This is a genomic window from Pantoea sp. SO10 (assembly GCF_005281435.1).
In the GTDB taxonomy this organism is placed as follows: domain Bacteria; phylum Pseudomonadota; class Gammaproteobacteria; order Enterobacterales; family Enterobacteriaceae; genus Pantoea; species Pantoea leporis.
Genome location: NZ_CP040095.1, coordinates 2,016,368 through 2,040,705, shown reverse-complemented (window position 1 = coordinate 2,040,705; position 24,338 = coordinate 2,016,368). Strand labels below are relative to the sequence as shown.

At 55.2% G+C, this 24,338-nt stretch carries 19 protein-coding genes and 1 pseudogene; 5 read left to right on the top strand and 15 right to left on the bottom strand.

Translation table 11 applies throughout. The features are described 5' to 3' along the window. Positions 1-132: 132 nt before the first annotated feature. The 6 genes and pseudogenes from FCN45_RS09515 to FCN45_RS09490 all read right to left on the bottom strand — a co-directional run bounded on the left by FCN45_RS09515 (position 133) and on the right by FCN45_RS09490 (position 6,865). Entirely contained in the window at positions 133-1,107 is a 975-nt protein-coding gene (locus tag FCN45_RS09515) for a sugar-binding transcriptional regulator (RefSeq protein WP_008104043.1), read from the bottom strand. Between the two features lie 230 nt (positions 1,108-1,337). Next, positions 1,338-2,195 (bottom strand): phosphogluconate dehydrogenase C-terminal domain-containing protein, encoded by an 858-nt coding sequence (locus FCN45_RS09510; protein ID WP_101764427.1) that lies wholly within the window; start codon positions 2,193-2,195, stop codon positions 1,338-1,340. Between the two features lie 4 nt (positions 2,196-2,199). After that, positions 2,200-3,007: pseudogene (locus tag FCN45_RS09505) on the bottom strand (sugar phosphate isomerase/epimerase family protein). After that, positions 3,007-3,780 carry a triose-phosphate isomerase family protein gene (locus FCN45_RS09500; protein ID WP_137385770.1) on the bottom strand — a complete coding sequence of 258 codons (774 nt, stop codon included), beginning with the start codon at positions 3,778-3,780 and terminating at the stop codon, positions 3,007-3,009. The pseudogene FCN45_RS09505 and the gene FCN45_RS09500 overlap by 1 nt, the downstream one beginning before the upstream one ends. Before the next feature lie 3 nt (positions 3,781-3,783). Beyond that, entirely contained in the window at positions 3,784-5,529 is a 1,746-nt protein-coding gene (locus FCN45_RS09495; protein WP_137385769.1) for a dihydroxyacetone kinase family protein, read from the bottom strand. Between the two features lies 1 nt (position 5,530). Then, complete coding sequence (locus FCN45_RS09490; RefSeq protein ID WP_101764431.1) at positions 5,531-6,865, bottom strand: MFS transporter; 1,335 nt, start codon at positions 6,863-6,865, stop codon at positions 5,531-5,533. A 446-nt stretch (positions 6,866-7,311) separates the two neighbouring features. Here FCN45_RS09490 and FCN45_RS09485 point away from each other — a divergent pair, with 446 nt between their 5' ends. Together FCN45_RS09485 and tkt are read left to right on the top strand one after the other, a co-directional pair. Beyond that, positions 7,312-7,770 carry an RpiB/LacA/LacB family sugar-phosphate isomerase gene (locus FCN45_RS09485; protein WP_101764432.1) on the top strand — a complete coding sequence of 153 codons (459 nt, stop codon included), beginning with the start codon at positions 7,312-7,314 and terminating at the stop codon, positions 7,768-7,770. 29 nt (positions 7,771-7,799) lie between these two features. Continuing rightward, positions 7,800-9,791 (top strand): transketolase, encoded by a 1,992-nt coding sequence (gene tkt / locus FCN45_RS09480; RefSeq protein WP_137385768.1) that lies wholly within the window; start codon positions 7,800-7,802, stop codon positions 9,789-9,791. Positions 9,792-9,854: 63 nt separating this feature from the next. On the opposite strand, the gene FCN45_RS09475 is transcribed toward tkt, so the two are convergent. Further along, positions 9,855-10,460, bottom strand: a complete 606-nt coding sequence (locus FCN45_RS09475; protein ID WP_137385767.1) for a TetR/AcrR family transcriptional regulator — start codon at positions 10,458-10,460, stop codon at positions 9,855-9,857. Positions 10,461-10,559: 99 nt separating this feature from the next. Then, positions 10,560-11,240 (bottom strand): type 1 glutamine amidotransferase domain-containing protein, encoded by a 681-nt coding sequence (locus FCN45_RS09470; protein ID WP_137386876.1) that lies wholly within the window; start codon positions 11,238-11,240, stop codon positions 10,560-10,562. Positions 11,241-11,443: 203 nt separating this feature from the next. Here FCN45_RS09470 and FCN45_RS09465 point away from each other — a divergent pair, with 203 nt between their 5' ends. Continuing rightward, positions 11,444-12,460 carry a lipoate--protein ligase A gene (locus tag FCN45_RS09465; protein ID WP_137386875.1) on the top strand — a complete coding sequence of 339 codons (1,017 nt, stop codon included), beginning with the start codon at positions 11,444-11,446 and terminating at the stop codon, positions 12,458-12,460. 34 nt (positions 12,461-12,494) lie between these two features. Here the strand turns inward: FCN45_RS09465 and FCN45_RS09460 are convergent, their stop codons facing one another. Beyond that, positions 12,495-13,886 carry a PTS transporter subunit EIIC gene (locus tag FCN45_RS09460; RefSeq protein WP_137385766.1) on the bottom strand — a complete coding sequence of 464 codons (1,392 nt, stop codon included), beginning with the start codon at positions 13,884-13,886 and terminating at the stop codon, positions 12,495-12,497. Between the two features lie 303 nt (positions 13,887-14,189). Here FCN45_RS09460 and FCN45_RS09455 point away from each other — a divergent pair, with 303 nt between their 5' ends. Beyond that, the gene (locus tag FCN45_RS09455; protein ID WP_137385765.1) at positions 14,190-15,389 is read left to right on the top strand and encodes an enolase C-terminal domain-like protein; all 1,200 of its coding nucleotides are present in this window, start codon (positions 14,190-14,192) and stop codon (positions 15,387-15,389) included. 1 nt (position 15,390) lies between these two features. On the opposite strand, the gene FCN45_RS09450 is transcribed toward FCN45_RS09455, so the two are convergent. After that, entirely contained in the window at positions 15,391-16,107 is a 717-nt protein-coding gene (locus FCN45_RS09450) for a GntR family transcriptional regulator (RefSeq protein ID WP_137385764.1), read from the bottom strand. Between the two features lie 84 nt (positions 16,108-16,191). Further along, positions 16,192-16,863 carry a pirin family protein gene (locus FCN45_RS09445; RefSeq protein WP_137385763.1) on the bottom strand — a complete coding sequence of 224 codons (672 nt, stop codon included), beginning with the start codon at positions 16,861-16,863 and terminating at the stop codon, positions 16,192-16,194. Positions 16,864-17,067: 204 nt separating this feature from the next. Here FCN45_RS09445 and FCN45_RS09440 point away from each other — a divergent pair, with 204 nt between their 5' ends. After that, positions 17,068-17,631: a TetR/AcrR family transcriptional regulator gene (locus tag FCN45_RS09440; protein ID WP_137385762.1), complete on the top strand. Its 564-nt coding sequence runs from the start codon at positions 17,068-17,070 to the stop codon at positions 17,629-17,631. Between the two features lie 2 nt (positions 17,632-17,633). On the opposite strand, the gene FCN45_RS09435 is transcribed toward FCN45_RS09440, so the two are convergent. The 4 genes from FCN45_RS09435 to FCN45_RS09420 form a co-directional block, all read right to left on the bottom strand. Next, positions 17,634-18,257: a TetR/AcrR family transcriptional regulator gene (locus FCN45_RS09435; RefSeq protein ID WP_246862560.1), complete on the bottom strand. Its 624-nt coding sequence runs from the start codon at positions 18,255-18,257 to the stop codon at positions 17,634-17,636. A gap of 119 nt (positions 18,258-18,376) precedes the next feature. Continuing rightward, complete coding sequence (locus tag FCN45_RS09430; RefSeq protein WP_137385761.1) at positions 18,377-19,810, bottom strand: efflux transporter outer membrane subunit; 1,434 nt, start codon at positions 19,808-19,810, stop codon at positions 18,377-18,379. Between the two features lies 1 nt (position 19,811). Further along, on the bottom strand, positions 19,812-22,967 hold the full coding sequence (locus FCN45_RS09425) for an efflux RND transporter permease subunit (protein WP_137385760.1): 3,156 nt from the start codon (positions 22,965-22,967) through the stop codon (positions 19,812-19,814). Between the two features lie 2 nt (positions 22,968-22,969). Continuing rightward, complete coding sequence (locus FCN45_RS09420; protein WP_137385759.1) at positions 22,970-24,112, bottom strand: efflux RND transporter periplasmic adaptor subunit; 1,143 nt, start codon at positions 24,110-24,112, stop codon at positions 22,970-22,972. Positions 24,113-24,338 lie beyond the last annotated feature (226 nt).

Genomic DNA, 24,338 nt, shown 5'->3' with positions numbered 1-24,338 from the left:
GCACGAACAAGACCGTTCGGTTATGGCACTGCGCGTGGCGGAATAAGGCTGTACGCCAGGTTTAAAATACGCCGTATTAACGGCGATGATCGCCGTTGATGACCTAATGAATAAACGCAGTGAACCGTTTAACTAAACCTTCTCCTGCGACAAACTCAGAATGGTGCGGATGTTCTGCGCGGTGGTGGCGATAATATCAATCGCGCCAGTGCGCAGTGCGCCGAGGATCGCCATCGCTTTGGTATTTTCCGCGGCAATGGCAATCACGCAGGGAATCTTGCGGAGTTCATCAATGCTCAGCCCAATGACGCGATCGTTCATCACGGTATCCACGTGCTGGCCCTGCGAATTAAAGAAGTCGTAGCCGGCGACATCCCCCGTCACGCCCTGATTAACGCTGGCGTCGATGATTTCGTGCGGTGTGAACCAGCCGAGTTTCACCATATAGCTGTTTTCGTTCATGTCGCCGATGCCCACCAGCGCCACGTCGGCTTTACGCGCGCGGTCCAGCGTCTCTTTGATGGTGCCGTTTTGCATAAACGCATCGCGCAACGCGCGGTTCTCAACATAAGCGGGCGCGTAAAGCGTTTCGCTGATGCCGCCGAACTTCTTCGCCAGACGACGGCTGATATGGTCGGCGTTAATGGCATCACCGGGACGATGCGTGCCGCCAATACCGCTGATAAACAGACAATTACGCGTCGGCACCTGGCCGGGATAATCGGCGACAGCGGCCACGTTGCGTCCTTGACCAACGGCAACAATGGCGTCGTCTTTCAGCGACTGCGCTAAATGTGACGACACCAGCGCGGCGACCTGACGTCGCTGCTCTTCCTGATCGGGCTGATCGAGCGCTATCAGCGCACGTTGCAGTTGTGGGAAGCGATTTTGCAGCTGTTGTTCGAGGCGGGTGCTGAAGACGGGATGGTAACGCACGTTGATTTCGACGATGCCCTCTTCGCGTGCGCGTTTGAGCAACCGGCCGACTTTAATGCGGGAAATACCAAACTTACGCGCGATCTCCTCCTGGGTGATTTCGTCCTGATAATAGGCAACAGCTATTTCCGTCAGCAGCTCGGAGTCCTGAGAAAGCGTGTTTTTTTCCATCCGTAACCTGTCTTATTAGAGATCGTGTATTAATGCCATTCGGTTAAGTACTGATTGCAATAACCGCACCTACTGTAGCGGCGCGATTCATCGCGCAATAAATTGCGCCGCTACAGTAGGTGCGTGCTGTTTGGTCTTAACTGACATGATTACACCAAAGGAAGGAGTTATATCATTGATACGACTCGCTTCGCCAGACCACAGCGCCGCGAGTCGATCGAGCGTCACGCTTAGCGCTTGATGGCGTCGATTTTCAGCATACGGGCAATCACGATATCCAGCTCTTTCTGATCGAAGATCTGTTTCCAGTCAGGTTTCACAATCTTCTCACGACCGTACTCCATGGCGATCATGCAGGCATCCGAGAACGGGTTGGTCGCGCGGAACGCCACGGCGAGCGCGATCTGAATATGGCCGTACAACATCGCTTTAGCCGCTTCTTCCGGCACGCCGCTGTGCTTCACGGTTTCATCCAGCGCCTCTTTCATAAACGCACCCACCATGCAGGCTACGGTTTCCACCAGCGTCGGTTCCAGATACGCCAGCTGCGTCACGGTGACCCAATGCACCTGCTCCACCGGGCCGTACATCACGCTGATCACCTTGCTCAGCTCAGCTTTCTGCTCATCAGAACCGGTTTCATAGGAAGCCGCCACGTGCTGAATCGCCGCGATACCGCCGAAGGCATCGGCATGTTCTTCTTTGGTGTAACGCTCAAGGAATACCGACGGATGGCAAGGATGCGCCACCGCGTATTCAATGCCATCACGATGGGCGATCAGATTGGCGTAGGCCGCCGCCGGATCCAGCGTCAGCAGAATCGCGCCCGGTTTCATCTGTGGCACCACGCCTTCAGACACTTTGCCCAGCACGATATCCGGCACAGCAAGAATCACCACATCGCTCAATGGCACCACGGAGGCGGCATCAGAGAGTTCGCGCCCCTGCGCGCTCACCTGCTCTTGCGCCTTGGGGGAGTTCTCACAGTAAAACACCTGGTAATCGCTTTTCTGGAAGTTGGCAGAAATACGCATACCCATTTTGCCGCCCGCGCCAATCACGGTGATGGTTTTCAGTTGCACGCTCATGTTGTTACTCCTGATCTTGTTTACTACGTAAGAATTCAACGGTGCGGCGAGTCCATTCGGCTTCTCGCTCGCAGGTTACAGCGGCATCGTCTTGCCACGGCAACCAATGTTCGACGATTTGGTTAATGCCTTTATCCGCCGGGCGCACGCTGGCGATCATCCGGTCGTAATCCAGCAAGCCTTCGCCCATCGGGCAGCCGGCAAAGGTAAAGCCGATCCAGCCATCACGGCGCGTGAAGGCAAAGTCTTTGATGTGCAGATTGCCGACGCGCGGCGGTGTTGGCAATCACCTGCTCTGGCAGTTCGAGTCCGGCGACACAGTTGGCGGGGTCGAGACACACGCCGAGCCACGGCGACAGAAACTTGTTGATCACTGACATCATCGCGCCGCTGTTCACCTGCTCGTATGTCTCCAGACAGAGACGCACCTGCTGGCGGGCAAAATCCGGCAACACCGCGCCAATCAGCTCGGCGGCTTCGTCGAGCGTGGGACGGTGATCGGCGGTGTAGAACATCGAGCGTATGACGCGCGCATCAAGGATTTCCGCCATGTGCAGATAACGACGCAGATGCGCAGTGCCGAGGCCACGCGTGCCGAGTTCCAGCGTGATGCCGAGCGCATCAGCCTGCTGACGCAGCGTCAGCAGTTGTGCGTCAGTCCAGCTTTCAATCGCCGGGTAATCGCAGATTTGAAACACCGACACATCCAGTTCGGCGGTCTGTTGCAGCATCTGCTCCAGCGTCAGCGGATGAGGGACTTTCGATGACATGCGCCAGAAAAAGGCGTAGGTACTGAGTCCGATACGGCTCATTAACAGCGCTCCTGAGCCAGCTCACTGGCTTCATCAATAATTTTTGCCAGCGCTTTGGGATCGTGGGCAAAGCGCCCCAGAAACAGGCCATTTACATCCGCGCCGAGGCGCTGAATCAGTCCCGGACCGGCACTGCCGCCGTAGATGATTTTCAGCGTGATACCGGGCGGCGTGGCGAGCTGCTGCAATCCGGCGCACACGGCGCGGATGTAGCTGTCCGGTGCCGGTTGCGGCGCACCAATTGCCCACTGCGGTTCATAGGCAAAGAACACCTCGCCCTTTAAGCCCTGCTGCGCCGACTCGGCCAGCGCTTCGGCCAGCTGCTGCTGGCACAGCGCGATTGCCTGCTGCGGTTCTGCCTGCACTTCTTCACCGATACACAGCACCGGCGTGATGCCATGACGCAGCGACATCGCCACTTTGGCAGCAATTTGCACTTTATCTTCGTGGAAATGACGACGGCGCTCAGCGTGACCAATTTCGGCCAGCGAGCAGCCTAACTCCTGCAACATACTGGCGCTGACTTCGCCGGTCCAGGCTCCGTTCTCAGCCTGGCAAACATCCTGAGCGCCGAAGCGCACCGGCGTGTCAGCGAAGATGGCTGCAACCGCCGGAATCGCCGGATAAGCCGGTAACACAAACAAGCCCACGTCGCCGTTTTTCACCGCAGCATGGTCGGCTAATGCCGCTACATCACGACACCATTGCAAGGTTTGCTGATAGCCGAAGTACATTTTTAAACTGACGCCGAGCCAGATTTTTGGCTGAGACATGCTTCAAGCTCCTTGTTCAGAGGCACTGTGTTCTTTTAGCAGATCGCCGACGGTATTGACGATCAATGCCAGCGAAATGGCTCCGGCATCCGGCGTGCCAACGCTTTTTTCTGCCAGCGGACGCGCACGCCCCATTTTTGGCACCAGCTGCGCGGTGTCCTGCGCAGCTTTATCGGCCACCTGCGCCGCCTTCAGCCAGGCGTCCGTTAACGACGCACCGGCGGCAACCGCCTCGTTCAGGCTGTCGCTGAACGGCACCAGCACATCCACCATGGTTTTATCGCCAACGCGCGCTTTACCAAAGTGCATAATGCCTTCTTTTGCTTCACGCACGCCGGTGGCCACACGCTGTGCATCTGGTGTCTGACGATCGCCAAGCGCGGTACCCAATGCAGTGAGCGCCACGCCCCACAATGCGCCGGACGTGCCACCGGCTTTATCGGCCCACGCATCCGCCGCGCGGCACAGCAAGCTGCCCGCCCCGGCACCGCGCGCAGCGACTTCACGCGCTTTCTCAACCGCGCCCAGCACGCCGCGCTCCATGCCGATACCGTGGTCGCCGTCACCGGCCACCGCATCGATATCGCCAAGGCGTTCAGCGTTACGCTGTAATGTTTCCGCCACGGATTCGAGTAACTGAAGTACGCGTTTCGCGCTCTCTTGCGATTCCGCGGTGGCTGCTGGCAAGGCTTCTTCCGTGCTTTCAATGCGCTCAGCGGCGCTTAACGGTTCGGCCACCAATACGCTGCCTTTGCGGTACGCTGGCGTATTGGTCGGCGCGCGCCACAAGGTTTCCAGCTGATCGTCCAGCCACATCAGCGTCAGTGACGCACCGGCCATATTGAAGCTGGTGACAAACTCACCGACGTCCGGCTCAACCACCTGCAGGTTGGCGGCCTCCAGCAGTTGCGCGACGCGACGATAGACGACGAACAGCTCTTCATATTTCACCGAGCCCAGACCGTTGAGGATCACCGCCACGCGCTGACCTTCGGCCTGCGGGATGTCGGCTGGCAATTCATTGAGCAAGCGCTCCACGAAGATCTCGGCCAGCTCATCCGCACTCGGCATGTCGGTCTCTTTGATCCCCGGCTCGCCGTGAATGCCCAGTCCCAGCGCCATGCGCCCTTTTTCCACTTCGAACAGCGGATGCGAAGCGCCCGGCAGGCTGCAACCGGAAAACGCCACGCCAAAGGTACGCGTGCGGCTATTCGCGTGCTGTGCCAGCTGCAGGACCTGTGATAAATCGTGACCCGCTTCAGCCGCGGCGCAGGCGGCTTTGAACACACAGAGATCGCCAGCCACACCGCGACGCTTCTCCAGCTCATCTTTACCCGCGCTGGAGATATCGTCGGTCACCGCCAGCACTTCGCAGGCGATACCTTCCGCCCGCAAACGCTCGCACGCCTGGCCGAAGTGCAGCACATCCCCGGCGTAGTTACCGAACATCAGCAACACGCCCGCGCCGTTATGGGCCGCACGCGCTACGTTGTAGATCTGCTGCGCCGACGGCGAAGCGAATAAGTTACCCATCGCCGCGCCGTGTGCCAGACCTTGTCCAACCAACCCGGCGAACGCCGGATAGTGACCGGACCCACCGCCCACAATCACCGCCACCGTATTCGGCTGGCTGCGGGTGCTGCGCACCACGCCTCCGGCGACCTGACGGACTTTATCGGCGTTGGCGGCGACAAAGCCTTCGATAAGCTCAGCGGCAAAGGCTGAAGGTTGGTTAAACAGGTACGTCATATTAATGCTCCTGAGCTAAAGAGGTCGGCTGAGACGGCGAGCGACGGCGATTAAGTAACAGCATGAGGAACGCGGACAGCAGCATGAATCCGCCCACTACAAACATCGGCAAGGCGTAGCTGTTGGTGGCATCATGCAGCGCGCCGGTGATGTAGCCCGCGGAGAAGCCCGCTACGTTTCCTAAGGTATTGATCAAGGCAATGGCTGCGGCGGCAGACGCGCCGGTCAGGAACTGCGTGGGTAAGGTCCAGAAATTCGGCAGTGCAGCGAAGATGGAGCTGGCGGTGATCGCAATCACCATAATGGTGGTGAACGGCGAATCCATATACAGCGCCAGCGGCACGCTGATGCCGCCTGCCAGCGCTGGAATGGCGATATGCCAGGTTTTGCAACCGCGACGCGTGGCATCTTTCGACCAGAAGAACATCACCACCGCCGCAATCAGATACGGCACGCCGGTAATCAGCCCTTTCTGCATCACGTTAAAAGTGGTACCGAACTGCTGCTGGAAGCCCGCGATAATGGTTGGCAGGAAGAACGCCAGCGCATACAGGCCATAAATAAAGCCGAAGTAAATCAGGCACAGCATCCAGACGCGGCCGTTGCCCATCACCGAGCGCAGGCTGTGTTTTTGATGGCCCTGCTTCTGTTGATGCTCGGCTTCCAGTTCGGTGGTCAGCCAGGTTTTCTCTTCGGCGGTCAGCCACTTGGCCTGACGCGGCGAATCCACCAACCAGAACAGCGCGACGATACCAATCAAAATCGCGGGAATCGACACGCCCATAAACATCACGCGCCAGCCTTCCATGCCGAACAGGCCGTGCTGCTGAATCAGGGACGCGGCTAATGGCGCACCGAACACCACCGTTAGCGGCTGGGCAAGATAGAACAGCGACAGGATTTTGCTGCGATGACGTCCCGGCACCCACATGCTGAGATAGAGAATCGCGCCTGGGAAGAAGCCAGCTTCGGCGATACCCAGCAGCAAACGCAGCGTATACAAGCCTTCCACACTGCTCACCCAAGTAAACAGCAGCGAGACAATGCCCCAGCTGATCATGATGCGCGCCAGCCAGCGACGCGCGCCGAACTTATGCAGCGCCAGGTTGCTTGGCACTTCCAGCAGAATGTAGCCAATAAAGAAGATGCCCGACGCCAGGCCAAACTGCAGTGCGGTGAGGCCGAGGTCTTGCGTCATGCCGTTGGGGCCGGCAAACGAAATCGCGGTGCGATCGAGGAAGTTGATAAAGAACATCAGCGCCACGAACGGCACTAAGCGCCAGGAGATTTTTCTGATGGTGGATTGTTCCACCGCTGTCATTGATGGTTGGTTCATAACGCACCTCCACGACGTGCGTGAGTGATCATTTCTTTATGTGGTGTTGACCAATCGCCAAACAGGCGCTGGCTGCAGGAGTACTGAGAGGTACGGTGTAAATGACACATGTTCGAGTCCTCAATGGGTCTTCTTGTACATTGGTATAGCCATGCGAACATATGAACACTACACGGATAATTGTGCATCTCTCAACTGCAACACGCGAAAGTGTGAGCAGCCGCATAAGATTTGATTTTGGTCAACTTATCGGATTACTACGCCCATTTGCCGCCGCACAGGCGATTTCAAAGGGTTCGATGAGCTATTCAGGCGCGATCCTGAAGGCAATTCATATGAACAACCATTGAACATATGATTGATTTTGTGGCAGGCTAACTATGAACATCTTCTCGCCTGCTGAACAAACGTGCAGGCGTCATTGCACACCCTGCTGGAGAACGACGATGAAAACTATCGCAATTGGCGCCGATGATGCGGCTATCGAATTGAAAAATGTGATTAAAAAGCTGCTGGAAGAGAAAGAGTATGTGGTGACGGATTACACCAATGACGCGCAAAACGACCGTCCGATGTACCCGGATGTGGCATTTGCGCTCGCCACCGCCATCCAGAAGAACGAATTTGAGCGCGGCATTCTGCTGTGCGGCACCGGCATCGGTGTGGCGATTGTCGCCAACAAGGTAGAAGGCGTGCGCGCGGCGCAATGCCACGACACCTTCTCTGCCGAGCGTGCTCGCAAGAGCAACAACGCGCAGATCATGACCATGGGCGCGCGCGTCATTGGTCCTGAGCTGGCGAAGAACATTGTTAATGCCTGGCTGGCATCGGAATTTGAAGGTGGCGGCTCAACCGCCAAAGTAGACAAGATCGGTTACTACGAACAAGTATCCCACGCTAAATAAGCGCCGACGTCGCACCTCTGGAGAACCTTATGTCGACACACCGGGAAAGAGCCAACGCCATCCGCGCTTTGAGTATGGATGGCGTACAACAAGCCAATTCGGGACATCCGGGCGCCCCGCTGGGCATGGCGGATATCGCTGAAGTGTTGTGGCTCGACTTTTTGCAGCACAATCCACGCAATCCTCACTGGGCTAACCGCGACCGCTTCGTGTTATCGAACGGTCACGGTTCGATGCTGATTTACAGCCTGTTGCACCTGAGCGGTTACAATTTGCCGCTCAGTGAATTAAAAAATTTTCGTCAGCTGCACTCCAAAACGCCGGGGCATCCCGAATACGGCTACACGCCCGGCGTTGAAACCACCACCGGTCCGCTGGGTCAGGGCATCGCTAACGCAGTGGGTTTTGCCATTGCCGAGCGCACGCTGGCAGCGCAGTTCAACCGTCCGGGTCATGACATCGTAGACCATAACACCTATGTGTTTATGGGCGACGGCTGCATGATGGAAGGCATCTCACACGAAGTCTGCTCCATCGCCAGCACCCTGAAGCTGGGCAAACTGGTCGCCTTCTACGATGACAACGGCATCTCCATCGACGGTCACGTTGACGGCTGGTTCACCGACGACACCGCCAAACGCTTCGAAGCCTATGGCTGGCACGTGGTGCGCGGCGTGGACGGTCACGATGCGGACGCGATTAAAAAAGCGGTGGAAGAAGCCAAAGCGGTTTCCGACAAGCCTTCGCTGCTGATGTGCAAAACCGTGATTGGCTTCGGTTCGCCGAACAAAGCCGGTACGCACGACTCGCACGGCGCGCCGCTGGGTGCCGATGAAATCGCGCTGACCCGCAAGCAGCTCGGCTGGAACCACGGTCCGTTTGAAATCCCTTCAGACATCTACGCGCAGTGGGATGCCAAAGAAGCCGGCCAGGCGAAAGAGTCGGCGTGGGACCAGAAGTTTGCCGCCTACGCCGCCGCGCATCCGGAACTGGCTGCCGAGTTCAAACGTCGCGTGAACAATGAGCTGCCGGCGAACTGGGCCAGCGAGTCGCAGAAGTTCATTGAGCAGCTGCAGGCCAGTCCGGCGAAAATTGCCAGCCGTAAAGCCTCGCAGAACGCCATCGAAGCCTTCGGCAAAATCCTGCCGGAATATCTGGGCGGCTCCGCTGACCTCGCGCCGAGCAACCTCACCATGTGGTCCGGCTCGAAGCCAATCAACGAAGATGCGGCGGGCAACTACATCCATTACGGCGTGCGCGAGTTCGGTATGACCGCGATCGCCAACGGTATCGCGCTGCATGGCGGTTTCCTGCCGTACACCGCCACCTTCCTGATGTTCGTCGAGTACGCGCGTAACGCCGCACGCATGGCCGCGCTGATGAAGATCCGTCAGATCATGGTGTACACCCACGACTCGATTGGTCTGGGCGAAGATGGCCCGACGCACCAGCCGGTTGAGCAGATGGCCAGCCTGCGCGTGACGCCAAACATGAGCCTGTGGCGCCCGTGCGACCAGGTTGAGTCAGCGGTGGCGTGGAAGTACGCGATTGAACGTGTGGACGGCCCGTCGGCGCTGATCTTCTCGCGTCAGAACCTGGCGCAGCAGGATCGTAGCGCTGAGCAGCTGGCTAACGTGGCGCGCGGCGGTTACGTGCTGAAGGACAGCGAAGGCACGCCTGAGCTGATCCTGATCGCCACCGGTTCGGAAGTGGAGCTGGCGGTGAGCGCTTATGAGCAGCTGACAGCGGAAGGCCGCAAGGTGCGCGTGGTGTCTATGCCATCCACCGACGCCTTCGACAAGCAGGACGCGGCGTACCGTGAATCCGTGCTGCCAAAAGCGGTTGCCGCACGCGTGGCGATTGAAGCGGGTATCGCGGATTACTGGTTCAAATACACCGGCCTGAACGGCGCGATCGTCGGCATGACCACCTTCGGTGAGTCGGCGCCTGCGGATCAGCTGTTCAAAGAGTTTGGTTTTACCGTTGAGAACGTGGTTAACACGGCGAAATCGGTTTTGTGATTTGAGGTCGCTAAATAGCGACCCAACAAAATAAAAGGCGGCTCTGTTGAGTCGCCCTTTTTACTACGCGGTAATACGAATAATTTTTTGCGTCATGCTCATGGCGGAATCAAACGGGCCGGTATTGCGCACGATTTTCACCATCACGCTGGCGCCCACCCACAGCTGATACAGGCTTTCCGCCACGCGGCTCGGTTTGTCATCGATAGACAGCGAACCTTCCTCAATACCCGCTTCTAACGCATCCGCCAGTCGCGCGATAATGCCGGCCGTGCCGGTCTGTAGCGTGCCGCGCATGCTATCCGACAGATCGGCAACTTCCGCGCCCAGCTTCACCGCCAGACACTTGCCCTGACAATCGGAGAACGATTGCGATTCACGCCACAGCTGCCAGTAGTTCATCAGCCGCTGCGCCATCGTCAAGCCCGGCTGGCTCAAGGTCGCGTCAAGCTCAGCCAGATAATCATCAAAATAGCGTGCCAGCATATCCACCCCAAAAGCCTCTTTCGAGCTGAAGTAGTGATAGAACGAGCCTTTTGGCACACCGGCATCGGTGAGGATTTCATTTAATCCGACAGCCGAAAAACCCTTGCCGGCCATAATGCGTTGGCCAGTGGCAAGGATGTGATCGCGGATTTCATTGCTATGCAATTGGGATGTAGTCGTCATAGCGTTAGATTACCAAATACTAGACCAGTCGTCTAGGCGCTTAACATGCGTTTACTGCTGCAATAAGGGAGGCGGACAGCGGTTCGCCTCCCGATGCGTTTATTGCGCCAGTTGCTTGATCAACTGTTGCGCCGTCTCTGCTGAAGACGTTGGGTTTTGTCCGGTAATCAGCAAACCATCGCTGACGACATAGGAACTCCAGTCCGCGCCTTTCGAATACAGACCGCCCTTCGCAATCAGCTCGTCTTCCACCAGGAAAGGCACCACCTGAGTCAGACCAACCGCTTCCTCTTCACTGTTGGTAAAACCGGTGACTTTACGGCCTGCTACCAGCGGTTTTCCTTCCGGCGTTTTGACGTGACGCAGCACGCCCGGCGCATGACACACCAGTGCAACATGCTTGTTGGCGGCCAGGAAGCCTTCAATCAGTGCGATAGAGTGCTGATCTTCTGCTAGATCCCACAGCGGACCGTGACCGCCTGGGTAAAACACCGCGTCGAAATCGGCTGGCGATACGCTGTCCAGACGCACGGTGGCGGCGAGTTGCGCGGTTGCTGCTGCATCAGCTTCAAAGCGATGCGTTTGCTCCGTCTGAAAATCGGACTCGTTACTTTTTGGATCTAACGGCGGGTTGCCCCCTTTCGGTGACGCCAGCGTGATTTCTGCGCCAGCATCTTTGAAGGCGTAGTAAGGCGCGGCCAGCTCTTCCAGCCAGAAACCGGTTTTGCGGCCGGTGTTACCCAATTGGTCGTGTGAGGTTAGAACCATAAGAATCTTCATCATCAATCTCCTGCTTGCTGAATTAAACATCTAAACTAGACCAGTCGTCTAGCGCTTGAATTCAAAGTAACAGCTAATAGACCAGTCGTCTAGAGATTAATTTATTTTATTATTGAAATGAAATGCGCCGCTGTTTCTTACCTTTCGATCCGCTTCAGCGTACTCTGTCCCGGTTTGCCCTTTCTCACGGAACTGGAGGAATGATGTCCACCCTACGTTTGCTAATATCTGATTCACACGATCCCTGGTTTAACCTCGCGGTAGAAGAGTGCATTTTCCGCCAGATGCCGACAACGCAGCGCGTGCTGTTTCTCTGGCAGAACGCCGAAACCGTGGTTATCGGACGCGCCCAGAATCCGTGGAAAGAGTGCAACACGCGACGCATGGCGGAAGACGGCATCAAGCTGGCACGACGCAGCAGCGGCGGCGGCTCGGTGTTTCACGATTTGGGCAACTGCTGCTTCACCTTTATGGCCGGCAAACCGGAATACGATAAGTCAGTCTCCACGGCGATTATCCTGCGCGCCCTGGAACAGCTCGGCATTCCGGCTGCAGCCTCCGGTCGCAACGATATCGTGGTGAATGTGGATGGCGAAGTGCACAAGATTTCCGGATCTGCTTACCGTGAAACGCCGGATCGCGGTTTTCATCACGGCACCTTTTTGATGAATGCTGATTTGTCGCGTCTCGCCGATTACCTCAATCCAGACAGCAAAAAGTTACAGGCGAAAGGCATTACCTCGGTGCGATCGCGCGTGGCCAACATTGCTGATTTGGTGCCAGGCATCAGCTTTGAGGCGATCTGCCATGAGGTGATTGCCGCTTATTTCGATTACTACCAGGAAGAGTGCGAGCCGGAGCATATCTCCCCCGCCGCACTGCCTGATTTGCCTGGTTTTGAAGAGCAGTTTGCGCGACTAAGCAGTTGGGAATGGAATTTTGGTAACGCACCGGAATTCTCGCATCTGCTGAATGAGCGTTTTGTCTGGGGCGGCGTTGAGATCCACTTTGATGTCGAACGCGGCGTGATTTCTCGCTGCCAGATTTTCACCGACAGCCTGAACCCTTCGCCATTAGAAACGCTGGCGTTACGTCTGCAGGGCGCGATGTATCGACCTGAAACCATACTGGCGCAATTAGCGCAGTTGAAAGCAGAATATCCTCAGCAGATGAATGAGCTGAGCGAGCTGGAAAGCTGGCTGGTGGCGAGTGTGAGCTAAGCGTACATTGGTCGCCATAAATGGCGACCAAACATTACTTATTCTCGGGCTGTACGACTAAATCCGGTTCTTTGCCTACCAACATCAATGTCAGACTAAACGACATAATAAGCGCAATGGCGACGCCGGAAATGGCCCAGATAAAGTACGGGCCAATATAGGCCGGCAAACTGAATATACTGGAAAGAATATAGCCGTATAAACGCACGCCAAAGAAACCGATAAAGGCCGAAGCCAGCGCGCTGGAAACCGTTGCCGCAATAAAGGCTTTTTTGTAGCGCGTTAACACGCCAAACAACGCCGGTTCTGTAATGCCTAATAACGCTGAAATGGCGGCTGAAAGTGTGACCACTTTGTCCTGACGATTTTTAGTCAATTTCCAGATAGCAAATGTGGCTCCGGCAATCGACATATTTGCCATAAACATCATCGGCATCAACATGTCATAACCTCGATCGCTGAAATTCTGCAGCGCAATCGGTGTCATCGCGTGATGCATGCCGGTTAGCACCGCAACGGGGCGAATGGCACCGACAATTAAGCCAGCAAAGCTCGCTGAGATACTGAATAAGCCCTCAATAAACAGCGCCAAACCTTTGCCAAGCCAAATACCCATCGGGCCAATTACCACCAGCGCGGTTAATGCCGCCAGGAACAGCGTTAAGGTTGGGGTAAATACGGTTTTCAATACTTCCGGCATAATACGATCCACCCCGCGATGGATATAGCTGAGAGCCAGAATAGAGAAGATGACCGGGATAACGCTGGAAGCATAATTAAATACCGAAACCGGCAGCACGCCCATCAGCCAAAATGCGCTTACTGCGCCCTCCTGATGCGCCGCCAGCGATTTTGCCGCATCGATTAAAGAGGGATACATTAAACACGCCGCCACGGCTGCAGCTAAATACTCGTTGGTTTTAAATATTTTGGCGGCAGAGACCGCTAAAAAGAACGGCAGGAAATAGAACACGCCGCTGGCAATTAAATCAATCACCATCACCGTATCGCTTTTGGCCGAGACCAGCTGTAACGCCACTAATCCGGCCAGCAAACCTTTGATCATTCCGGCGCCAGCAATGGCGGGAACAATCGGGCCAAATACGCCCGAAACGGTATCCATAAACAGCGATACCAGGCTTTTGTGCGCTTTCTCGTTTTGCGCGGGCTGAACGCCGTCGTTATTTAATACCGGAACGATTTGCTCATACCAGCTATTGACCTTGGGCCCGATAATAATCTGGAATTGTTCACTCTGCATTTGCGCGCCCAATACGCCGGGCAAGGTTTTAATTTCGCTCTGGTTAACTTTATTGTCATCAATAAGGTCAAAGCGCAGACGCGTCATGCAATGCCAGACTTTATTGATATTATTCTTCCCACCCACTAAGTGGATTATATTTTTTATTACTTCCTGCGTTCCCATACGTGCTCCTGAGGGAAGAAAAACAGCCTTATGAAATCTGCACTGGATGGTAATAAATGACGCTCAACAAAACAAACCAATAAATCATGACTGCGATCACAAAACCCGCTGCAACAGGGATATTAAGTTTTAAAATAGCAAATTGGTCTGTTTTATCGCAATAAACACTCTTTATTACTGACCAATGTTTCTTGGCTGAAAAAGGGTTTGCGTCTCAATAAAAACCCGGTAATGATACGCCAAAATAGCTTATCAACAGGCCTTGAAATTGAGCGCAGTGACTGCGCCACAGGAGTATTTCACGTGACCCCAACCCTTATTGAAAGTATTGAGTGTTTTATTACCCGCCCCGATCGCCATAACCTTATTACCGTACGTGTTACCACCAATAAAGGGATTACCGGTCACGGCTGCGCCACCTTTCAACAGCGTCCTTTGGCGGTAAAAACCATGGTGGATGAGTATCTGGTGCCGCTATTAGTTGGACGCGATGCCAACAATATTGAGGACCTGTGGCAGATGATGAACGTTAATGCCTATTGGCGTAACGGGCCGGTGACCAACAATGCCATTTCGGGCGTGGATATGGCGCTGTGGGATATTAAATCGCAGTTAGCCGATATGCCTTTGTATCAGCTGTGGGGCGGCAAAGCGCGCGATGCGATTGCAGCTTACACCCATGCCAGCGGTGAAACGCTGGAGGAACTTTATACCTCCGTTGATAACGCCTTAGAGAAAGGCTATCGCCATATCCGCTGTCAGCTGGGCTTTTACGGCGGAACGCCGAAAGAACTTCACGCACCGGAAAATAGCACCTCCGGCGCTTATTACTCGCAGCAAGAGTACATGACGAATACGGTCGAGATGTTCCGCGCGTTGCGGGAGAAATACGGTCACTGTTTTGAAATACTGCATGACGTGCATGAGCGCTTATTCCCGCAGCAGGCCATTCAGCTGGTAAAACAGCTTGAGCCATATATGCCCTACTTCCTTGAGGATGTGCTCCCACCCGCGCAAACTGGCTGGCTAGCGCAGTTGCGTCAGCAAAGCGCGGTGCCGTTAGCGTTAGGCGAATTATTTAATAATCCCGCAGAATGGCACGAGTTAATTGTCAATCGTCGCATCGACTTTATTCGTTGTCACGTCTCGCAGATTGGTGGTATTACGCCGGCGTTGAAACTGGCTGCACTGTGTCAGGCATTTGGTGTGCGACTAGCATGGCATGGACCGGGCGATATGACGCCGATTGGCATGGCGGTTAATACACATCTGAATATTCACCTGCACAATGCTGCGATTCAGGAATTTATTCCACGCTCAACGCTGACGGATGCCATTTTCCCTGGCGCGCCGGAAATTAAAAATGGCTATCTCTATCCGCCGCAAGCATCAGGTATTGGCGTCGGCTTTGATCAGGCATTAGCGGAAAAATATCCGGTGGTTTATCGTCCGCATGAATGGACGCAGAGTCGCCTGCCAGACGGCACCATGCACACGCCATAAGTTAGCGCTGTTGCTGGCGGAAACGCAGATTATCCGGGTTATGCGGAATCAGATAGGTGCAGGTGTAATTAATATCCACGATATCGCTGATTTCATACACCTGCCCACCCTGCAAAATACCACGATTAATAATGTGCATCGCCGGACTGCCTTTTTTACAACCCAGTAGCGTCGCCTGTTCGCGGTTAACGCTAATCGCACGATAGCTGGTGAGTAAATGTGAGATTTGGTAGCCTTTGTACAACACATATTGCTGTATCGAGCGCTCAATAATCTCACCGTTGAGATCGGTAAATAAGGTTGCGGGCATACGCGATATTTCAATTTGTACTGCCACATTATCGACATAGCGCAGGCGGGAAAACTCCCAGATAAAGGCGTTGTCGTTAATGGCAAATATCTGTTGCTCATCACTATCGGGGCGTCTTTTACGCAGGCTAAGTGAGCGGTAATGCATCTGATCAAAGCGCTTTTCGGTGATCGAATTATAAACCAGCGGGTTATTACGCACCGTTTCATTAATCCAGATACCTGATCCCTGCACGATACGCACCGCGCCGATACTCACCAGTTTCTCCAGCGCCTGGCGGATAGTGAAACGCGATACGCCATATTCTTCGGCCAGCTGGCGTTCAGGCGGTAATTTGCGTGGCGCGGAGGTATCTTCCTGATAGATCTTGCTCAGCAAATCCTGGGTAACGAACTCTTTCTTTTTCATTGGATTACCCTCCTCCGGTGTTTTATCCGCAGATGATAACACGATGTTATGAGGAGGTTGGGTTAGGTGCCCATGAATGGGGCTTTACAGGCTTTTCTGCACCAGAAACGCAATCAGCGTTGCATCCCGCTCGCCCATCAACGCCGGTAAAGCCTTGTTATCGCTGACGGAATCGCCTTTGTGCAAACGTTCATTATCCATACGCACAATGCCGTCCAGCACGCTGACCCAGCTGGAAAAGCCTGCATGCTGTGGCACATCCACCTGTTTGCCGCGCTCCAGTTTCAGGTCATAAATGTATACCGCCTGATTCAGCGCCAGCGGCGCCTCGCTGCCGTGCGGCCCTGCCAGTAACGTCCATGCGTTTACTGCCGCACCGTCCGCACGGGTAAAGGTATTGACCTGCGGCTCACCGCCGGTTTGCGCTGGATTAATGGTGGCCTGCAACATCTCGGTTTCGATAAAAGGCGCAGACTCGGCAAAGCGCATGCCGCTACCGGCACTCAGCAGCAGCGCGCGTTTGGCGTTAAGGGAGTGCGTCTCACCCTGCTCGGTGCTGTGCAGCAGCGAACCGCGCCAAACGTAGCTGAAAATCTCGCTATCCTGATGAGAATGCAGCGGGATAGTGGCATCCAGTTGCAGCGTCATTTGGTCGACAATCGCCAGCGGTCCAAACGCTTCACCGGGACGCTGACGGCGAATGGTAAAAGGACCATATTCAAACAGCTGATCGCGTTGGGCGCGCAGGATGTTCATGATGTTATTCCTTAATGATTTTTTCTGTCCACCATCATAGAGGTCTGAAAAATCATGAACAGCAGGCAAAACTGCTCGCTTAAATCAAAAAAACTGAACAACGCTAAAGCGCCGAAATAATAAGGTTGGGTTAATGTTTTTATTCATCGCCAGTACAGCTTTAATTGCGTAAAATAGCCGCTTTATTCTGTGAGTGTAATAATCATGAACCGAAGCGAACAGATCCTGGCCGCCGCCGAGCAATGCATGCGGCTGAAAGGCTTTCATCAGACATCGATTCAGAATATTGCCAGCCAGGCCGACGTCAGTATTGGTTTAATTTATAAATACTATAAAAACAAAGAGGCGATCATTGAGGCATTAGTCACCAATGTGGTGCAGCGGATGATCACGCTACTCAATGCCGACTTTGAACGTATCGCGCATATGAAAGGACATTATCACGAAGCGGAAGATATTGTGCCGGCGGCAGTGGAAAACAGTATTATTCTGCTGATGGAAGTGTCATCTGAAGCCACGCGTAATAATCGCATCCAACAAATTATGCTCGATGCCTGGCATGATCTTAAAAATAATTTTATTGCTCAGGAGCAGGCGCTGCACCCCGAGCAGGACGCCAATGCCATTCACACCCGCTTATATGTGATGTCGCTGATTATTGACGGCATTATTATTCGCCGCTGCATGAAGCAGCGCGATATGACGCCGGGCTTTATGCCGTTTTTCAATGCGGTGGTGAATGATGTCTATCCGCACGGTGCGATGTAAATTCAGCCGAACAGATGCTGGCTGAGAACGCCGTTCACCCGCTGCATTTCACGTTGGTTCAGGTCGCTATCGCCGAAGGCGCGACAGGCGACGCCATCGACCAGCAGCAATAAAAATTGAATGCGATTGGCGCGCTGTGTTGGATCGATATCAGGTTGTTGCGCGCTAAAAATAGCCGCTAACTCAGCAAGTAATAATTGCTCCTGCTGGTCCAGAATGGTACGCACCGATTCATTACGCGACGCCTCAGAATACATTTCCAGTAATAATTTCCGGTCCTGACTCGGCCAATGATGCCAGAATGGCGAATCCGCGTTGATAATATCCTGGGTCGATTGTTGTGCGGGCAAGTGTTGTATTAAAAACAGGCGCCAGTTCTGCGCGATGCTTTTTATTGTTTCCATCACAATAAGCTCTTTACTGCTAAAGTAACGATATATTTGTCCTGCCCCTAACGCAGATTCACGGCTAATATCTGCCATGCTGGCGCCATGAAATCCGGAGCGACTAAAACAGACTTTCGCCGCAGAAATCACCTGCTGCTGACGCTGTAAGAGAAAATCGTCATGTTCAGAGTGACTCACATTGGCTCCGAAAAAGAATTTAGCGTTTATTCCGGTCATCATACGTGATGCGTTTCCGGTGAGAAACCCAGACAATGTTTCCAATTCTTGCTTCCCCGCACGCAGGCCATGTAGCGACGCAATTTGTTACGCGATAAATCGCGCCGCTACGAAAAGTACAATTATTGCGTGCTCATTATTTCAGATTCTTTCAACGCCGTGCCGCCACCCATCACTTTATAGAAGGTGATCAAATTCAGGTAATAGGCTTGCTGCGTACTCACCAGATTGGTTCGGGCACTGTACAGCGTGCGCTGCGCGGTTAACGCATTGAGGTAGCTATCAACGCCGTTGCGGTAGCGCAGATCCGCCAGATGATAATAGGTTTGCGATGCCGCTACATTACGCTGCTGACTGCTGAGCTGATCGTTGATGGTGCCACGACGCGCCAGCGCATCCGCCACTTCCTGGAAGGCGGTTTGCACCGCTTTCTCATACGCCGCTACGTAATACTCCTTCTGTGCTTTGGTGTATTTCAGGTAAGAGACGTTGTAGCCGCCCTGGAAAATCGGCAGCGAAATGCTCGGCGCAAATGACCAAATGCCCGCCCCATTTTTAAACAGCGTTGACAGATCGCTACTGCCGACGCCGCCGCTGCCCGTCAGCGTAATGCTCGGGAAGAAGTTGGCACGCGCCGCGCCGATACTGGCGTTGGCAGACTTGAGATTATGCTCGGCTTGCAACACATCAGGACGATTCAGCAACGCATCCGATGAGACGCCCGCAGGCACCTCGCGCAGTGCGTTACCGATCGACTCAATGCTGTCAGGCAGCAGGTTATCCGGCACGCTGCGGCCCACCACCAAATCCAGCGCGTTTTTATCCTGCGCCACCAGCGTGCTGTAGCTGGCGACATCGGCCTGTGCGGATTGATAGGTGGTTTCCGCAGACGAGACATCCACCATCGAGGCGATGCCATTTTCCATCTGCTTGCGCGTCACCTGCCACGATTGTCGCGCGCTCTCGGCGGTCTCTTTAGCAATCGCCAGATTGCTGCGATCGGCGGCGAGCTGCAGCCAGTAATCCACGGTGTTGTACAACACCGTCAGGCGCGTGCTGCGTGCGCCCTGCAGCGTGCCGAGATAGGTTTCATACTGCTCGCGCGTCAGGCTCTGGTTTTTGCCAAACAGATCGAGTTCAAACGAACTGACGCTGCCTTCTGCCGAATAACTGTTGCTGATGGCGGTTTGATTGCCTTCGCCGGTCAACGCGCGCGAACGCGTGCCGCTCACGCCGGCACTAATAGCCGGGAACAGATTGGCCCGCTCTTCACCGTATTGCGCATGCGCGGATTTAACGCTGGCCACCGCTTCACGCAAGTCGCGGCTGCTATCCAGCGCCATCGCCACCACCTGGCGCAGTTTGGCGTCGAGCACATAATCCTGCCAGCTCAGGTCGCGGTAGTTGCTGGCTGGCGTGCCTTGCAATGAACGATAGGCTTCACCGCTCGGCATCTGGCTGCTGACCGCGCCTTGCGGGCGCTCATAGTGCGGATCGAGCGACACACAACCCGACAGCAGCGCGGGAACCAATACCATTAAGAGTTTTGCCGACATGTTATTCCCCCGCCTTGGCCACAGATGCATGATTATCGTCATGCGGTATCGCCGGGAACACGCGACGCACCAGAACAAAGAACAGCGGTACAAAGAAGATCGCCAGCAAGGTAGCGGTCAGCGTGCCGCCAATAATACCAGTACCAATCGCAATACGGCTGTTGGCGCCCGCGCCGGTGGAAATCGCCAGCGGCAATACGCCAGCGGTAAATGCCAGCGAAGTCATAATGATGGGCCGCAGGCGCATCGATGCCGCGTGCGTTGCCGCCTTCACCAGGCTTTCCCCTTTGCGGTAATTGTCTTCGGCGAACTCAACGATCAGAATCGCGTTCTTCGCCGACAAGCCAATGATGGTTAACAGCGCCACCTGGAAGTAGACGTCGTTTTCCAGCCCGCGCAGGCTGATCGCCAGCAGCGAGCCGATCACCCCCAGCGGCACCACCATCATCACCGAGAACGGCACCGACCAGCTTTCATACAACGCCGCCAGGCACAGAAACACCACAATCAGCGAGATGCCATACAACGACATCGCCTGGTTGCCGGAGAGTTTTTCCTGATAGGACAAGCCGCTCCAGGCAAAAGTGGTACCCGCCGGCAGCTTCGCCGCCAGTTTTTCCATCGCGCTGATCGCATCCCCGGAACTCTTGCCGGCCGCCGCCGAACCTTCGATTTCGTAGGACGCGAGGCCGTTATAACGAGACAGCACATCCGGGCCGTACGCCCACTCTGAGGAGGCAAACGACGCAAACGGCACCATGGTGGTATTGCTGTTGCTATCGCTGCCGCGCACGTACCAGCGATCGATATCTTCCGGCTTGCTGCGGAACTGCTGATCGCCCTGCATGTAAACCTTCTTCACGCGGCCACGATCGGTGAAGTCGTTGATGTAGCTGCCGCCAATCGCCGCACTGAGCGTGTCGTTGATGTCGCTGATGGTGAGACCCAGCGACTGCGCTTTTTCATCGTCGATATTGACCTGCAGCTGCGGCAAATCCGGCAAGGTGTTGGCACGCACCGCGCTGAGCAGCGGATCCTGATTGGCTTCGGCAATCAGCTGATTGCGCATTTGCAGTAACTGATCGCGCCCGGTGGCACCACGCGCCTGCAGCTCAAAGGTGAATCCGTCTGACTGCCCCAAACCGGACACCGACGGCGGCGACAGCACGAAGATCTGCGCATCACGAATGCTGGCAAGATTGGCCATTGCACGCGCGGCAATGGCATCGGCACTGTTTTCAGCACCTTTACGCTCGCTCCAGTTCTTCAGCGAGATAAAGCCAATCCCGGCGTTCTGGCCGCTGCCGGCAAAACTGAAGCCATTCACCAGCATGCTGACGTTGACGTTGTCTTTTTCTTTGGTGGCGAAGTATTCCTGCACCTGACGACGAACCGCGCTGGTGCGGTTTTCCGTCGCGCCCGGTGCCAGCTGGTATTGCACCATGATATAGCCCTGATCCTCAGTCGGCAGGAAGCCGGTCGGCAAACGCATATACAGCACCGCGCAACCGATCAGCAGCACCGCGTAGAGCAGCAGATAGCGCACCGAACTGTGCAGCACATGACCCACGCCGTTGTGATAACGCGTCTGCACGCGCTCGTAGCTGCGATTAAACCAGCCGAAAAAGCCCTTTTGACCGCCTTCTTCGTTGTGCGGTTTGAGCAGCGTGGCGCACAACGCCGGCGTCAACGTTAACGCCACAATCACCGACAGCACCATCGATGACACAATGGTGATGGAGAACTGACGATAGATAACACCGGTTGAGCCGCTAAAGAAGGTCATCGGCAGAAACACCGCCGACAGCACCAGCGCGATACCAATCAGCGCCCCGGTGATCTCTTTCATCGATTTTTCAGTGGCCTCACGCGGCGGCAAGCCCTCTTCGCGCATCACACGCTCGACGTTCTCCACCACCACGATCGCGTCATCCACTAACAGCCCGATGGCGAGCACCATGCCGAACATGGTTAAGGTGTTGATCGAGTACCCGAACAGTGACAGCACGCCAAAGGTTCCCAGCAACACCACCGGCACGGCAATCGCCGGAATCAGCGTGGTGCGGATGTTCTGCAGAAACACGAACATCACGATCACCACCAGAATCACCGCCTCGATTAGGGTTTTCACCACCTCTTCAATCGAGATTTTCACAAAGTCGGTACTGTCGAGCGGATACGCCACTTCATAGCCCGGCGGCATGCTGCTGCGGAACTCGTCGATGGTGGCTTTCACCTGTTCGGCGGTTGACAGCGCATTGGCGCCGGACGCCAGCTGCACCGCGATCCCTGAAGCCGGATGACCGTTCGCCAGCACGTTGGCGCTGTAATCCTCATCACCCATTTCTACGCGAGCCACATCACTCAGATGCACCACCGAGCCGTCGCTTTGGCTTTTCAACACGATATTGCGGAACTGTTCCGGCGTTTGCAGACGTGAACGCGAACGCACGGTCGCCACCAGCTGCTGCTCTTTGTTGGCCGGTTGCGCGCCCAGCTGACCGGAGGAAACCTGGGTATTCTGGCTCTCCAGCGCGCTGGTCACATCGGACGGCATCAGCGAAAAGGAGGCGAGTTTGGCGGGATCGAGCCAGATGCGCATGGCGTATTCGGCACCAAACACCTGCACGCTACCGACGCCCGGCACGCGCGCCAGCGTATCTTCTATGTTGCTGACCATGTAGTCCGCCACATCGGCCGAGGTGCTTTGGTTGGTTTTATCGTACAGCGCCAGAATCAACAGGAAGTCGCTTTGCGCCTTCTCCACCGTCACGCCTTGCGTGGTAACGGACGTCGGCAAGCGGCTTTCGGCCTGCTGCACTTTGTTCTGCACCTGCACCTGCGCAATATCCGGATCGGTGCCCTGCTGGAAAGTGACGCTGATTTTTACCTGGCCGGTTGAGGCGGTGCTGGTGGAATCGAAATAGAGCAAGCCGTCGAGGCCGGTGAGCTGCTGCTCGATCACCTGCGTGACGCTGCTTTCCAGCGTTTCCGCCGACGCGCCGGTGTAAGTGGCCTGAATACTGATCTGCGGCGGTGCGACGTCGGGATATTGCGCAATCGGCAGGCTTTTAATGCTGAGCACGCCAAACATCATGATGCAGATGGCGATCACCCAGGCGAATACCGGGCGGCGAATAAAGAACTGAGCCAACATAATTACTGGCCTCCGCTGCGGGCGCTGTTTGGCGTCACTTCAACTGCTTTTACCGTCATCCCGGCCTGCACTTTGGCGGTGCCTTCGACAATCAGCTTGTCGCCGCTGTTTAAACCGCTGGTCACCAGCCAGGTGTTGCCGATAACCCGATCGGTCACCACTTCCCGGCTTTGCACTTTGTTCTCGTTATCCACCACCAGCGCCGTGGCGTTGCCCTTAGCATCACGCGTGATGCCCTGCTGCGGGGCCAGAATCGCATCCTTTTTAACGCCGTTAGTGACGCTGGCGCGCACATACATGCCCGGCAACAATTCATGCTGCGGATTAGGGAAAATGGCGCGCAGCGTAACGGTTCCGGTGGCTTCATCAACCGCCACTTCAGTCAGTTCCAGCTTGCCGGGATGATCGTAATTGCTGCCGTCTTCCAGTTTTACCGTTACTGGCACCACATCGCTGCTCTGCTGGAGGGAAGCCTGCTGACGCTTCAGTTTCAGCAGTTGCACGCTGGATTGCGTGAGATCGACATAGATCGGATCGAGCGCGCGAATGGTCGCCAGCGCCGTGGTTTGCGCCGAGGTCACCAGCGCGCCCGGCGTCACTGACGAGATGCCGATGCGGCCAGAAATCGGTGCTTTGATTTGCGTGTAGTTGAGGTTGATGCGGGCGCTTTCGACGGCGGCACGATATTGATCAACCGACGCCACGTTCTGTTGATAGGTTGCCAGCGCATCGTCGGCATCCTGACGCGATACGCCGTTCTCTTTCACCAGCGCGCTATAGCGCGCAGATTTTAACTGGCTGCTTTTCACTAACGCCTGCGCATTTTTCAACTGCGCAACGGCCTGATCGTAGCTGGCCTGATAGCTGGCTGCATCGATTTGATACAGTACCTGACCGGCTTTGACTTCGTCGCCTTCGGTAAACAGGCGCTTCTGGATGATACCGTCCACCTGCGGACGCACTTCCGACACCATGCTGCCCACAACGCGTCCGGTGAGTTGGCTATCGAGCGTCACCGACTCAGTTTGCAGCGTTTTCACGCCGACTTCGGTGGTCATGTCGCCCGCTGGCGGGGCGCTATTTTGGTCACAGGCGGCGAGCAATAACACCAGCCCGGCGATGGCCGTGCGCTGAAAATTCTTCATGAATAATCCTGTAGTGAACGTTCATTCTCAATCTTGAGTCTACCAAATCGCGGATGTGGGCGTATGTCAGGAAAATGAAAAGAGCGCTCCTGAAAAGCGACAGCAGAATAGCGTCCTCTTTGATTGAGGATTTTTAGGGGTTAAATCGCTATGGGTTACAAAGTGTTGCTAACGATAAGGAGTTATACCCATTAATGCAAATGATTATTATTTGCATGAGAGTAAA

Excerpts from the sequence above, each read along its gene's own strand:
- FCN45_RS09490 (WP_101764431.1), bottom strand. The coding sequence starts at position 6,865 with ATGAACCAACCATCAATGACAGCGGTGGAACAATCCACCATCAGAAAA.
- FCN45_RS09485 (WP_101764432.1), top strand. The coding sequence starts at position 7,312 with ATGAAAACTATCGCAATTGGCGCCGATGATGCGGCTATCGAATTGAAA.
- FCN45_RS09470 (WP_137386876.1), bottom strand. The coding sequence starts at position 11,240 with ATGAAGATTCTTATGGTTCTAACCTCACACGACCAATTGGGTAACACC.
- FCN45_RS09500 (WP_137385770.1), bottom strand. The coding sequence starts at position 3,780 with ATGTCTCAGCCAAAAATCTGGCTCGGCGTCAGTTTAAAAATGTACTTC.
- FCN45_RS09510 (WP_101764427.1), bottom strand. The coding sequence starts at position 2,195 with ATGAGCGTGCAACTGAAAACCATCACCGTGATTGGCGCGGGCGGCAAA.
- FCN45_RS09430 (WP_137385761.1), bottom strand. The coding sequence starts at position 19,810 with ATGTCGGCAAAACTCTTAATGGTATTGGTTCCCGCGCTGCTGTCGGGT.
- FCN45_RS09465 (WP_137386875.1), top strand. The coding sequence starts at position 11,444 with ATGTCCACCCTACGTTTGCTAATATCTGATTCACACGATCCCTGGTTT.
- FCN45_RS09495 (WP_137385769.1), bottom strand. The coding sequence starts at position 5,529 with ATGACGTACCTGTTTAACCAACCTTCAGCCTTTGCCGCTGAGCTTATC.
- FCN45_RS09445 (WP_137385763.1), bottom strand. The coding sequence starts at position 16,863 with ATGAACATCCTGCGCGCCCAACGCGATCAGCTGTTTGAATATGGTCCT.
- FCN45_RS09460 (WP_137385766.1), bottom strand. The coding sequence starts at position 13,886 with ATGGGAACGCAGGAAGTAATAAAAAATATAATCCACTTAGTGGGTGGG.
- FCN45_RS09425 (WP_137385760.1), bottom strand. The coding sequence starts at position 22,967 with ATGTTGGCTCAGTTCTTTATTCGCCGCCCGGTATTCGCCTGGGTGATC.
- FCN45_RS09450 (WP_137385764.1), bottom strand. The coding sequence starts at position 16,107 with ATGAAAAAGAAAGAGTTCGTTACCCAGGATTTGCTGAGCAAGATCTAT.
- tkt (WP_137385768.1), top strand. The coding sequence starts at position 7,800 with ATGTCGACACACCGGGAAAGAGCCAACGCCATCCGCGCTTTGAGTATG.
- FCN45_RS09435 (WP_246862560.1), bottom strand. The coding sequence starts at position 18,257 with ATGATGACCGGAATAAACGCTAAATTCTTTTTCGGAGCCAATGTGAGT.
- FCN45_RS09420 (WP_137385759.1), bottom strand. The coding sequence starts at position 24,112 with ATGAAGAATTTTCAGCGCACGGCCATCGCCGGGCTGGTGTTATTGCTC.
- FCN45_RS09475 (WP_137385767.1), bottom strand. The coding sequence starts at position 10,460 with ATGACGACTACATCCCAATTGCATAGCAATGAAATCCGCGATCACATC.
- FCN45_RS09515 (WP_008104043.1), bottom strand. The coding sequence starts at position 1,107 with ATGGAAAAAAACACGCTTTCTCAGGACTCCGAGCTGCTGACGGAAATA.
- FCN45_RS09440 (WP_137385762.1), top strand. The coding sequence starts at position 17,068 with ATGAACCGAAGCGAACAGATCCTGGCCGCCGCCGAGCAATGCATGCGG.